The following is a 12,488-nucleotide window of genomic DNA, read 5'->3' on the forward strand; positions in this document are numbered from 1 at the left end:
GATACCTGCATGCGGAGCCGCAGTTCAGGGATAGCCCAGCGTCTGCCTGATCTGGTCGATGTGGCGGCGACCCAGGCTGGATTGATGGGGCCCCAGTCACTGATACGGTAATGGCCCTGTTGATGGCGGACCCCCGGGGTTTGCTCGAACTCGCACAGCAGATCCAGTTCAGCCAGTGCTGAGAGGGTGTCCTGAGCCGTGCGTCTGGGCATGCCGGTGGCGGCCATGATGGCCACCACAGTGTCTGTGCCCGTCGCTATCAGATGAGCAAGATAGAGACGGCGATAGAAGCTGGTGCGGGTTTTGCTGACCCCTGCCGCTCCCTCTTTGCTCATATCTCATCCTCGACGCGCTCGAAGTAACGCCACAGACCGAGGGCAGATTTACCCATCACCAGCGCCCAGATCCCGAACCAGAACCAGCGGAAGAAGCTCCAGGTGGAGGCGCTGGCGTCGGTGGTGGTCTTGATTTTGGTGACGTTCGGGAACATGGAGAACATGTTCACCCGCCAGCCGTAAGAGGTGATGATGGCCAGTTTCTTCTCGAACTCCATGGATTTGGCCTTGGCCTGAACATCGGCGGCGTCAAACTTGAAGTAGAAGGGGAAGCCCCAGCCGGTATCTTCATTGCGAAACACCCGGATCTTCTCGCCTGGGCGCTCGGTATAGATGTAATAAACGTCAGTGGTCGGGCCATCAGCCGGGTTGTTCTTGCTGATGGGACCATCCTTGTCGGTACGCTTCACCTCGACCCCTGTGATGGTGGCGATGGTGTGCTCGGGCAAGTAGTAATCGAGCCAGGTGGCGGACAGCAGGGCGATGAGCCCCAGGGTTATAAAGGCGGGCTTCCTGAACTTCAGATTCATAATGCTCTCATAAGCGGGGCGTTGGCGTGCCTCTACCATACCCATATTTACCCGTCAGGCACAGCCCCCAATGAAACCAACTTGTAAATAGGCCGTTTTAAACAATAGCGAATGACGTCATGCATCGGGCGAGAGGCCCGCAGACGGGGCCTCGGCCTGGGCATGGCAACCGGGTATCACAACTGGAACTGGGCCAGATGTTTGCGTTGTTGTTCGGCGAGCTGTGACAGCTCGTGACTGGCGGCTGCGCTCTGACTAATGCCGGCGGCATTCTGGTGCACTATTTCGTAGATGTTGGTGATGTTGCGGTTGATGTCGGCGGTGACGCAGGACTGCTCTTCTGCGGCGGTGGCCACCTGGGCATTGGCGCCGTTGATCTGGGTGACCGCCTGGGTGATCCCCCTCAGCAGATCCTGCACCTCGGCGGAGAGGCGCTGATTGTGTTCAAGGATCTCGAGAGTCTCCTGCACGCCGTTGTTGGCTGACTGGGACTGGCTCTGCAACTGCTCGATGATCACCTGGATCTCCTTGGTGGAGTCCTGGGTGCGGGCCGCCAGCAGGCGCACCTCGTCGGCCACCACTGCAAAGCCGCGACCGGTTTCCCCGGCGCGGGCGGCCTCGATGGCGGCGTTGAGCGCCAGCAGGTTGGTCTGCTCCGAGATGCTCTGAATGACCTCGATCACCTTGCCTATCTGTTCGGACTGGGACTTGAGCCGCGCCACCACGCTGGCGGCGCTCTCCAGGCTGCCCGCCATGCGGTCGTTGGCCTGGATGCTCTCGGCAAACAGGGCCAGTCCCTGCTCAACTCGGCGGTGGGCGTCTCGCGCCAACTCATCGGCCAGGGCGGCGTTGTGATTGACGTTGTCGGCGGTACTGGCCAGTTCGGTGACGGCGGAGGCGACCTGCTCGGTTTCGCTGCGCTGCTGCTGGGCATTGGCTTCGGACTGGGTCATGACGGCGGCCAGCTCGGTGGCGGCGGAGGCGACGTTGCCGCTGATGCCGGTCAGGGCATAGATAGTGCTGCCCAGCTGACTCAGGGTCTGGTTGATGTCCTTGGCCAGCTGGCCCAGCTCGTTGTTGCCTTCGGTTTTGGCGCGCACGTTGAAGCGGCCCTGGGCGACGGCATGCATGACTTCCTGCAACTGGCCGATGGGCTGGACGATGCGACCGGAGAGCCACCAACCGCCGCAAAGCGCTGCGATCAGAGTGGCTCCCATCAGCAGCAGGGTCTGCAACAGGGTGGCGCGATAGTGGGCCTGCTCCTGGGCGATCTCCTGCTGGGTCAGCTGGTTGATGTGGATCGACAGTATGTCTATCTGCTTGATCAGCTGCTCCCCCAGGTCGCGAAAGCGCAGCCGGGCCTGCTCGTAGGCGGCGGGATCGCCGCTGCCCCCAAATTGCTGGGCCAACAGTGGCAGCATGGTGCTGCGGGTGTGGGCGAAGTAGGCCTGCAGGGCGGTGGCCACCTGGCGGTTGTCCTGCTCGGTGCCGGAGATCACCAGTCGGGACAAGATGGTTGCTAGCTCCTGCTCGGCGGCATTGAGGGTGGCGGGTAGCTCGGCGAAGCGCGCCTGATCATAGAGGCCATAGATGGCGTTGGTGCGTAGCCGGTAGCTGGCGTGGATCAGGGCGGCGATGTCGTCCTTGTGGAGGGTCACGCTGGTGGTGGTTTCGTTCATGTCCATGATGGCGCCGTCTATCTCCTGTTTGCTGATCACGGCCATCAGGATCATCAAGAGGCTGGCGAACAGGAGGGGGATGAGCACTTGCAGACGGATAGACAGGTTATTCAATGACATGAAAGGTCCTAACCCTAAAGAGGAGTAAGACGGCATCTTACACAGGCGCGACAACTCTTGTCACAAGGTTTTTAATGCTGAAATCTTGCTGAAGGAAATGGTTTTTCTTGTGTTAAAAGAGTGTGGTAGGCAAGATCGTGTGCTTGTTACATGGAGGTGTAGTGTGTCTGATTGGTTCGATCCGGCCATCCTGGCCCTGTTTATTCCCACGTTTTTCTTCGTTTCCGTGACCCCCGGGATGTGCATGACCCTGGCGATGACCCTCGGCATGAGCCTGGGGGTACGCCGTACTCTGCATATGATGTGGGGCGAACTGATTGGTGTCGGCCTGGTCTCGGTGTTGTCTGTGATCGGGGTGGCGGCCGTGATGCTCAACTACCCTGGCCTCTTCTCCGCGTTCAAATACGTGGGAGGGGCTTACCTCATCTGGCTCGGTATCCAGATGTGGCAGGCCAAGGGCAAGATGGCCATTCCGGCCGATCTCTCCGCCGTGCAGGAGACTCGCCCGCTCGGACTGGCCATGCAGGGCTTCGTCACTGCCATTGCCAATCCCAAGGGGTGGGCCTTCATGGTCTCCCTGCTGCCGCCCTTCATCAATGCAGCCAAGCCGATGACGCCGCAGATCACCGCCCTGGTGGCCCTGATCCTGGTCATCGAGTTCTCCTGTCTGCTGCTCTACGCGGGCGGTGGCCGTACCCTGCGCCACTTCCTCGCCAAGAGCGGCAACGTGACCCTGATGAACCGTATTGCGGGTACCCTGATGATCGGGGTCGGACTCTGGCTGGCCCTGGGCTGAGTCAGTTGAATGCCCGTTAGCAAAATGCCGCCCCTCTTGGCAAAAGAGGGGCGGCATTTTTATGGGGGCTTGAGCCTTAAGCTCGGCAACGCTTGAGGCGATTGACCCAGGGATTGGCACTGATGCCGTGCAGTATCACGCTGAGCAATATGGTGCAGAGCACCGTCTTGATGATGGGCTCCTGGCCGAGCAGGGCGGGTTTGTTCTGCAGCACCATGACGGCGAAGACGATGCTGGCCAGGCCACGGGGACCGAACCAGCCAACAAACAGCTTGAGCTCGAGTGTGAGCCCGCTACCCAGCAGACAGAGCCACACTGGCAGCATGCGCAGCAGGGTGAGGCTGGCCAGTGCATAGAGCCAGTATTGCCATTCGAGCAAGCTGCCCATGATAGGCAGCATGGTGGCGCCAAATACCATCCAGATCACCACAGAGAGCAGGTCGCCATACCCTTCGCAACTGTCGAGATACTCGTGCTTGTGCTCGCCGAACCGGTAGCCTATCAGCAAGCCGGCGACGAAGGCGGCGATGAAGCCGCTGCCCCCCAGCGTCTGGGCCAGGGCGAAGCTGAGCAGGGCCAGTCCCGGCAGGGTGAGCTGGCGCCAGAGCGGCAATTGCCAGCCATTGAGGTAGGAGAGCTTGAGCAGCCAGAGGGTCAAATGGCTTAGCCCCACCGCGACGATGAGTCCTATGCCAATCTCCTCTAGCATCAGGCTCAGCGCCAGGGCCCCGGTGCCCTGGTGCTGCTCGGTCGGGGCGATCAGTGCCAGCAGCAGCAGGATCACGGGGACGCAGATGCCATCGTTGAGCCCGCTCTCCTGGTTGAGCCCCTCCCGTATCGGAGCGGGCACGGCAGGATTGCTGACCACGGCTTGCCCGAGGGCGGCATCGGTCGGCGTCAGTATGGTGGCGAGGATGGCAAGTTCGAGCAGGGGGAGGTCGGGAAATAGCCAGCGGCCGAGCAGGGCGCCGCCCACCAGGGTCAGGGGCAGACCAATTAGCAGCAACCGGATCGGCAGACGACGGTTGGCTCGCAGCACCTGCCAGTCGGTATTGGCGGCATCGCTGAACAGTACTATCACCAGGGTCAGCTCGGCCAGCAGCTTGATCCCCTCGTTGTCGATCTCCAGGGTGAACAGGTTGAGGGCGCCTGGGCCGAGCAGTGCCCCCGCCAGCAGGAACAGCAGGGGACCATTGACAAGCTTGGATTCGAAGCGGCCAGCTATCAGGCTGTAGACCAGCAGGAACGCGGCAATGATGGTCAGATTCTGGTAAATGAGGCTGGTATCCACGGGGTCAATCGGTCAGGCAATCTGGGTCGAATGCAAACTCGCCGTCCAGCCAGTGCACTATCTCGTCGACACAGGCTTGATCCCTGAACGGCAGGTAACGAGCGCGCAGCCGGGTGATCTGTTCCGGGGTGAGCTGGGCCAGCCCCACATCCTGAAACAGTGGCAAGTCGGCCTCTATCATGGCGGCAATCTGGGGGCCGCAGGTGGCGTGCAGCGCATCGTGCAGTGCCTTGTCCGGGTCGTAATGCTTGCCGAGTCGGTAGCTCATCGGCAGCGTTGCCAGCGGCAGGGCCGAGAGTGCGGCCTGCTTCATGGGGTTGATGCCGTGGCCCGAGGTGAGTTCCAGCAGATCGGCGGGCCTGTTTTCGAAGGCGCGCAGGTACAGATAGCTGCTCGCCTTGCTGCCGTCATTGACGGGATAGTTATCCCACAGGAAGGGCTTGCGGCCGAGCAGCTCGGTCACCTGTTTGAGGTGCGGGGCCGGGTATTCGCTCGAGCACACCTTGGGTCCCGTCCAGAAGATGTCGAAGCGCTGATCCAGCCCCTTGCCAATGTCTTGGAGATAGTTGGCCGGCATGGCGCCGAACACCTTCTCCAGCACGGGGTCGGTCGAGTAGTAACTGGGACAGAACAGCAGGCGACGGGACTGGCTGTGGGCGGCGATGTCATGGGCAATCTTGATCTGCAAGGGGGCGAGTTCAGGGCTGTCACCCACCATATCATCAAACAGCACCGCCAGCATGTCCGGGGCCAGCTCGGCATCGATGACCTTCAGCTTTTCGAGCAGGGCCGGGCGTTGACGCTCGTAGTCGTGATGGGCACCCATGGGGCTCAGGCCTACCCCAAAGGCCAGACCGTTGGCACGACACTGCTCGGCAAACTGGCGCAGGGCGTTGAGGTGCGCTTCTGGCCAGGGCAGGGCCCAGTGCTTGCGCAGATAACCGTCATCCTTGGGGGCATAAAGGTAAAAACCATAGCCGTGGCGAGGCAGCCACTGGGCGTAGTGGGCGCGGGCGGCCCAACTCCAGCCTTTGCCAAAGAAGCCCTCGATGAGACCAAGGTGGGGGTTAGGCGCGCCAGCGCCCGACATCAGGCTGTGCTCAGACATAGTGTTGCTCCATCAGGCGGCCTGTCAGACCGGGTCCTCGTCGAGGAAGCGCACACCTATCTTGCGTGCCTCATCCCCATCCATTTCTGCCACTGTCCAGATCATGCCTTGCCATGAATATTGGTCACCCACGACCAGATTATCGCCCAATCGGCCTGCAAGGAAGAGGCCGAGGCTCTGATTGGGATCGTCCAGTTCGGCGAGATCCAGCCCGTAGATAGGAGCCAAATCCACCAACCTTGCTGAGGCTTCCAGCAGGAAGTCACCGAAGAAGCGCGGTCCCAGATCCTGCTCAGGTGCCTGGCTGAACAGCTGGCCCAGGGCGGTCAAGTCATGTTCATGGCCAATGACGCAGAGAATGTCGTCGGCCTGCAGCCGGGTACTGCCCGAGGGGTGGAGCAGGTCCTGACCGCGAAACAGGGCGCAGACCCGGGTGCCGCCTGGCATCTTGAGGTTGCGCAGCGGCGAACCTATGCACCATTTATCCGAACCGAGCCGGTAGATGAAGGTCTCCCACTGGCTGTCGACATCGATCTCCAGGCCGGAGCGATTAATGGGGGAGGGCGGCACTGGCACCTCTACCCGCGCCAGGCGCGAGGCCAGTGGCAGCGAACTGCCCTGCAAGATGAGGGAGACCAGCACGACGAAGAAGGCGACATTGAAATAGAGCTGGGCGTTGGGCAAGCCAGCCATCATGGGGAACACCGCCAAGATGATGGGCACGGCGCCACGCAGTCCCACCCAGGAGATGAACCAGCGCTCGCGGGGGGCGAAGTTCTTGAATGGCAGCAGGCCTATCCAGACCGAGAGCGGGCGTGCGAACAGTATCATCCACATGGCCAGCGCCAGGCCCGGCAGGGCGATGGGCATCAGATTGCTCGGGGTGGCGAGCAAGCCCAGTACCAGGAACATGCCTATCTGGCTGAGCCAGGTGAGGCCGTCTAGCACGGACAGCGTGGTGCTGCGGCTGCGGATGACCCGGTTGCCGAGCAAGAGGCCGGTGAGATAGATGGCGAGAATACCGCTGCCCCCCACCGCCGTGGTGACGGCGAAGATCAACAGGCCGCCGCTGACGGTCAGCAAAGGGTAGAGTCCGGGTGCCAGCTTGGCGCTGTTGATAAGTTTCCACAGCAGCCAGCCTGCCCCCAGGCCAATGCCGGCTCCCAGGCCAAACTGTTGCAGTAACTTGAACAGGAAGGACCAATCCAGCCCCTGCTGGCCGGTGGCCAGGATCTCGATCAGCGTGATGGTGAGAAACACCGCCATGGGATCGTTGCTGCCCGACTCTATCTCCAGGGTGGCGCCAACCCGCTCGTTGAGACTGCGCCCCCCTAGCAGGGAGAACACGGCAGCCGCATCGGTGGAGCCGACGATGGCGCCGATCAGCATCCCCTGCAGCAAGCTGAGATCAAACAGCCAGGCGGCCATCAAGCCCGTCAGGCCTGTGGTGATGGCGACCCCCAGGGTGGCGAGAGAGAGGGCGGGCCAGAGAGCAACCCGGAATGAAGAGACTCGGGTGCGCATGCCGCCGTCGAGTAAAATAATGGCGAGTGCCAGGTTGCCGACCAGGTAGGCGACCGAGTAGTCGGCAAAATGAATGCCCCCCGGGCCATCTTCTCCGGCCAGCATGCCGACCGCGAGGAATATTACCAATATGGGGATGCCGAGCCGGGACGAGAGTGCGCTCAATAGGACACTGGCACCCACCAACAGGGCACCAATAAGAAAGAAACTGTTGATGCTGACTGCATCCAATGGCGTACTCCTTCTGTCAAAATGCAAATCAGGCACATTATATGCATTTAGCCCCCGCTTGTGTGGGCTATTTGTGCATTATTTTGCAATTTACGGACATGTCGGCCCTGTCCGTCTGGCGATGCCGTCTGACTGTGAAGGATTCCAATGAGGACAGGTTGAGATAAAGGGCGGGGCAAGCGGGAGAGTGCAGCGAGGCGGGGTAAATCACCATGAAAAAGGACCCGTAGAGGGGCCCTTCTGGTTAGTAATCGTCGTCGTCATCTTTGACTTCGCGGATCTTGTCCTTGTACTTGGGGAGCTGTTTTTCGAGCTGCTTCATGTCCTTGATGGCATTGAGAAACAGGCCAAGCAGAAAGAGTAGCGGCAAGCCTATTAACAACCAAAGACTCATAAGGTACTCCTTTTGATGTCGTGGCCGCTGTCGTAGGGAACGACATAACGGGCCAGGATTTCGTCGAGATGGGTCAGGATAGTCTGCTTACCTTCAATATCCGCCTGTTGCAGGCAAAGCGCCAGCGCCTTGGCATCTAGCCGCTGCCCCTTGGCTTCTGGCCGGAAGCTCAGGTGCCAGGGTTCGAAGGCGACCTCGCTCTCAATCTCCAGCTCATCCCCCTTGTCGTAGGGCAGAAAGAAGCCGAACTCCCCCATGTGGTCGACTAGCCAGTCGGATAACCCGGCGAACCAGCCTCCCGCCTGATATTCCCAGGGCTCGAGGGTCAATCGAACACCCTCGGGCAGGCAATCCGGATCATAGATATCGAGATCCGTGCCCCAATGGTGGCGGCTGGTACCGGGCAGGGCACTCCAGCGCAAGATGGCATGGAGCCGCTCGACCTCGTTGAGCAGCAGGGCATCCAGGGGCTGGCCGTTGGCATCCTGCAGTGGCCGCTCACCCCGCCATTTGCCGTTCCAGATGGCGAGCTGGCGTTCGAAGCCGCGCCAGCTCGAGGCCGGTTGCAGGTTATGGCCTTCGGCGGCGGCGGCCACTTGCATCCTCTGGAAGGCGGCGGCGGCGGCGGGAGTGAGGCGATGAGGCCCCGTCCCCAGCAAGATGAGGTGCCCCTCATCCCGACCAAGCAGTTGATCCTGGGTCATGTCGGTTCTCGCTCCTGCGCGGGGTTCATGCCAGCAGACGCTCCAGCACACCCTGATACATGTCAGCCAGCAGATCGAGATCCTCGGCCTTCACGCACTCGTTCACCTTGTGGATGGTGGCATTGACCGGGCCCAGTTCGATGACTTCGGCCCCGGTGGGGGCGATGAAGCGGCCATCTGAGGTGCCGCCGGTGGTGAGCAGGGCCGGGCGCTGGCCATTGACGCTCTCAATGGCGGCCACTGCCGCTTCCAGCAGGGCGCCGGTGCCGGTCAGGAAGGGCTGGCCGGAGAGGGTCCACGTCAGCTCATAGTCGAGACCATGGCGATTGAGCAGGCTTTCAACCCGCTGGCGTATATCAAGGTCAGTGAGCTCGGTGCTGAAGCGGAAGTTGAACTGGACGTGCAGCTCCCCCGGAATGACGTTGGAGGCACCGGTGCCGCTCTGGATGTTGGCAATCTGGAAGCTGGTGGGCGGGAAGTAGTCATTGCCCTGATCCCAGACCGTACTGGCCAGCTCTGCCAGGGCAGGGGCGGCCTTGTGAATGGGGTTGTCCGCCAGATGGGGATAGGCCACATGCCCCTGTACCCCACGCACCAGCAGATCGCCGGTGATGGAGCCACGTCGGCCGTTTTTCACCACATCCCCCACTTCACTGGTGGAGGAGGGCTCGCCAACGATGCACCAGCGGATCTTCTCGTTGCGGGCCTCAAGGGCCTCGATGACGCGCACTGTGCCGTTGATGAAGGGCCCTTCTTCATCGGAGGTGATGAGGAAGGCAATCGAGCCCTGGTGATCCGGGTGGGCGGCGACAAAGCGCTCGGTGGCGACCACCATGGCGGCGAGTGAGCCTTTCATGTCGGCGGCACCGCGGCCATAGAGGATGCCATCCATGATGGTTGGCTCGAACGGCGGTGTGTGCCACTTATCCAGCGGCCCGGCGGGTACCACATCGGTGTGGCCGGCGAAGCAGAACAGCGGCCCCTCGGTGCCACGGCGGGCCCAGAGATTGGTGGTGTCTTCAAATACCATGGGCTCGATGACGAAACCGAGCCGGGCGAGGCGCTCGCTCATCAGGGTCTGGCACCCTTCATCCAGGGGGGTCACTGAGGGGCGGCGGATCAGATCCTTGGCCAGTGTGATGACAGTCGACATCGGCGTTCCTTACACGAAAAGGTTAACGAGAGAAGAGAGATTGATAGTGATCGGCCTTGAAACCCAGGTGCAGTTCGCCATCCACGTCCAGCAGCGGGCGCTTGATCATGGCGGGCTGAGCCAGTAGCAGGGCATGGGCTTTGGTCTGATCTAGCCCCTGTTTTTCCTCATCCGGCAAGGCGCGGAAGGTGGTGCCTCTGGTATTGAGCAAGGCTTCCCAGCCGAGCTTGCCGAGCCACAGATCCAGCTGCGCTGGCGCCAGGCCATCGACCCTGTGGTCGTGAAAGCGGTAATCGACACCGGCTTCATCGAGCCATTTTCGGGCCTTCTTGATGGTGTCGCAGTTTTTGATGCCATAGAGGGTGACGGCCATGGGGAGTCCTTCTCTGGGGGCTGGGCCCCGAAATCAACGGAAGGCCAGATTCTGGCATTGTGGACCGCCCAAGGCAACGACCTGGGCCGCCGTGGGTTCTGGAACTGGAGTTTTGTCGTCAATGAGCGGCCAGACATGGGCATTCCCCATGCCAGACCCAGGGCCACGATCTGGGCGGTCATGTGTTCTGGCACTGGGGTTTGGTCGTCAATGAGCGGCCAGACATGGGCATTCCCCATGCCAGACCCAGGGCCACGACCTGGGCGGTCATGTGTTCTGGTACTGGGGTCCAATGAAAGGCCAGGGATTAGGGAGGGGGATGGCGGGTGGTGCCACACATTCAAGGCCCGGGCCTCTAGATATCGCCCAGTTGAGCGGCCCAACGCAGCAGTACCCCTTCGAACCAGTTGAGCAGGGCGTGGTTATCATCCCGTCGATGGCGGATCATGCTGATCTCGAAGCGCGGCAGCGGGAAGCTGAGCTCGCATTCGGCCAGATCGAGCAGTGTCATCATGGGTTGCAGTATGCGGGCGGGCGCGGTCAGCAGCAGCGGGCTCTGGGCCAGGATGAAGGGGGCGGACAGAAAACTCTGTACCACCAGCGGGATCTCGCGCTGCAACCCGTGGGCCGCCAGCAGTTCATCGACGATACCGTGTGGCTCGCCTCTGGGACAGACCAGCAGATGCTTGCCCCTGGCGAAGTCGGCGATGCTGATTTGTTGACCCAGCAGAGGATGGTGGCGGTGGGCGCAGCTTTGCAGGCGATCCTCGAACAGGGGCTGGCGCCGAAAACGACCAGGGAGGTCATCCTGTTTGCTGATCACCAGGTCGACTGCGCCCTGGTCGAGTTGATGCTCGAACGCCAGGGTCAGGGGGATCATCTGTACTCGCAAGCGAGGGGCGAGCCGTTGCAGTTCGGTGATCAGGCTGGGCAGGATCACGTATTCGACATAGGTGTGGGCCCCGATGCGCAGAACTCCCTCGAAACAGCTGGGATCCAGACCCGGTGACGGGCTCAGAGTCTGTTCTATGCCGGCGAGGATCTCGCGCAGGGGCAGCAACAGTGCCTCGGCCCGCTCGGTGGCTTCCATGCCTTGGGGCGTGCGGATCAGCAAGGGGTCGTCATAGAGCAGCCGCAGGCGAGACAGGGCCCGGCTGACGGCGGGCTGGCTCATGGCGAGCCGCTCGGCTGCCTTGGTAGTGTTGCGTTCCTCGAGCAGGGCCTTGAGCACCACCAGCAGGTTGAGGTCTATGCCTCGTAAATTCACTCTATGCATAATGGGATACTAATAAATCATTTCCTAAATGAGAGCAGTCACTCTAGTCTCCTGCCGTCGACGCTCGGCGCGCCAGTCAGTTGTCTGTGACCGCTGATGAGCGGCTGCCGAACAGTTGCCCCTTTTTGCGTGGTGCCTAGGGTGGCGATGCGACAAACCTGAACTCTTTTCCTCTGCCAGGCAGAGTGTTGCTTGCTTGTATGCCCGCCATCATGGCGGGCTTTTTTTATGGGGTTCCGGGCCATCCGAGCCAGACAAATAAAACGCGCCTCGGGGCGCGTCTTGGGCAAACAGGGGGAGGCTTATCCTCAGGGGGAAACGGGCCACTGGTAGTCAAATACCCGGGCCCGCTCCCAGGGGGCTTCCGGCAGACCTGAGGTGAGGCCTGTGTACTTACCGATATCGTCCACCACTATGGCAGAGAGCACGGGCAGCTGATGTTCGGTGCAGTACATGCGGATGCGCTGCAGCAAGGTGCGCAGCTCGTCCTGGCAGGTCTCCAGCCCGGCCATCTTGGCCAGTTTGGAGTAACGGATGGTTGAGCGTTCCTTTGCCGACTCGACGAGAATATTCCACAGCTTGTAGTCGCAGGTTGTCATGCTTGCGGTGGCCTGGTTTGTCATAGCTCTCTCCGGTGCGAAGTGGTCGCAGGGTGTCGATGCCGATAGTGGCAGCTTGAGCGCGCCGGATCTTGATCCAGCGCAAAAAGCGGGTTATTAGCCCCGCCCTGGCAGTTGGAGGAATTCTAAAGCTTTGTCTTTAGATTAAAAGACTGAATTTTACATTTTTTGTAGAGTTTATGATTACCGAGACACCCTGGTGTGCCGTTTTTTGATAGGGATCAATAGGCGGAAGCGAATGAACCTCTAGATTGCACTACGTGATAGACCAATCGACAACGTTACCCTGCCGGCCCTGGACATCCAAGACCACGAGTCGATCAAGTCTTACCTTGGACAGCACTGCCGCTGATT

12 protein-coding genes and 1 pseudogene are annotated in these 12,488 nt (G+C 60.9%); 1 reads left to right on the forward strand and 12 read right to left on the reverse strand.

From position 1 onward, the window contains the following. Window positions 1-24: 24 nt before the first annotated feature. From G113_RS04610 to G113_RS04620, 3 genes and pseudogenes are all read right to left on the reverse strand, one after another. Window positions 25-335, reverse strand: a pseudogene (locus G113_RS04610) (winged helix-turn-helix domain-containing protein). After that, window positions 332-865 carry a DUF1523 family protein gene (locus G113_RS04615; protein ID WP_005894322.1) on the reverse strand — a complete coding sequence of 178 codons (534 nt, stop codon included), beginning with the start codon at window positions 863-865 and terminating at the stop codon, window positions 332-334. Before G113_RS04615 ends, G113_RS04610 begins: the two are co-directional and overlap by 4 nt. Window positions 866-1,041: 176 nt before the next feature. Next, entirely contained in the window at window positions 1,042-2,664 is a 1,623-nt protein-coding gene (locus G113_RS04620) for a methyl-accepting chemotaxis protein (RefSeq protein ID WP_005894325.1), read from the reverse strand. Window positions 2,665-2,827: 163 nt separating this feature from the next. Here G113_RS04620 and G113_RS04625 point away from each other — a divergent pair, with 163 nt between their 5' ends. Beyond that, complete coding sequence (locus tag G113_RS04625) at window positions 2,828-3,460, forward strand: LysE family translocator (protein ID WP_005894327.1); 633 nt, start codon at window positions 2,828-2,830, stop codon at window positions 3,458-3,460. A 76-nt stretch (window positions 3,461-3,536) separates the two neighbouring features. Here the strand turns inward: G113_RS04625 and G113_RS04630 are convergent, their stop codons facing one another. From G113_RS04630 to G113_RS04665, 9 genes are all read right to left on the reverse strand, one after another. Then, window positions 3,537-4,751 carry a cation:proton antiporter gene (locus G113_RS04630; protein WP_005894330.1) on the reverse strand — a complete coding sequence of 405 codons (1,215 nt, stop codon included), beginning with the start codon at window positions 4,749-4,751 and terminating at the stop codon, window positions 3,537-3,539. Window positions 4,752-4,755: 4 nt separating this feature from the next. Continuing rightward, window positions 4,756-5,859 (reverse strand): beta-N-acetylglucosaminidase domain-containing protein, encoded by a 1,104-nt coding sequence (locus G113_RS04635; RefSeq protein ID WP_005894331.1) that lies wholly within the window; start codon window positions 5,857-5,859, stop codon window positions 4,756-4,758. A 24-nt stretch (window positions 5,860-5,883) separates the two neighbouring features. After that, a complete protein-coding gene (locus G113_RS04640; RefSeq protein WP_005894333.1) occupies window positions 5,884-7,614 on the reverse strand; it encodes a potassium/proton antiporter in 1,731 nt (576 codons plus the stop codon). 244 nt (window positions 7,615-7,858) lie between these two features. Next, the gene (locus tag G113_RS21460) at window positions 7,859-8,008 is read right to left on the reverse strand and encodes a hypothetical protein (protein WP_005894335.1); all 150 of its coding nucleotides are present in this window, start codon (window positions 8,006-8,008) and stop codon (window positions 7,859-7,861) included. Continuing rightward, window positions 8,005-8,712: a M15 family metallopeptidase gene (locus G113_RS04645; protein ID WP_005894337.1), complete on the reverse strand. Its 708-nt coding sequence runs from the start codon at window positions 8,710-8,712 to the stop codon at window positions 8,005-8,007. The genes G113_RS21460 and G113_RS04645 overlap by 4 nt, the downstream gene beginning before the upstream one ends. 25 nt (window positions 8,713-8,737) lie before the next feature. Then, window positions 8,738-9,865 carry a succinyl-diaminopimelate desuccinylase gene (gene dapE, locus G113_RS04650; protein ID WP_005894339.1) on the reverse strand — a complete coding sequence of 376 codons (1,128 nt, stop codon included), beginning with the start codon at window positions 9,863-9,865 and terminating at the stop codon, window positions 8,738-8,740. 22 nt (window positions 9,866-9,887) lie between these two features. After that, window positions 9,888-10,238: an ArsC family reductase gene (locus G113_RS04655; protein ID WP_005894342.1), complete on the reverse strand. Its 351-nt coding sequence runs from the start codon at window positions 10,236-10,238 to the stop codon at window positions 9,888-9,890. 355 nt (window positions 10,239-10,593) lie between these two features. Then, window positions 10,594-11,505 (reverse strand): LysR family transcriptional regulator, encoded by a 912-nt coding sequence (locus tag G113_RS04660; protein WP_051106566.1) that lies wholly within the window; start codon window positions 11,503-11,505, stop codon window positions 10,594-10,596. A 317-nt stretch (window positions 11,506-11,822) separates the two neighbouring features. Continuing rightward, window positions 11,823-12,137 carry a hypothetical protein gene (locus G113_RS04665; protein ID WP_005894346.1) on the reverse strand — a complete coding sequence of 105 codons (315 nt, stop codon included), beginning with the start codon at window positions 12,135-12,137 and terminating at the stop codon, window positions 11,823-11,825. Between the last annotated feature and the right edge of the window lie 351 nt (window positions 12,138-12,488).

This window comes from Aeromonas molluscorum 848 (assembly GCF_000388115.1).
Lineage (GTDB): Bacteria > Pseudomonadota > Gammaproteobacteria > Enterobacterales > Aeromonadaceae > Aeromonas > Aeromonas molluscorum.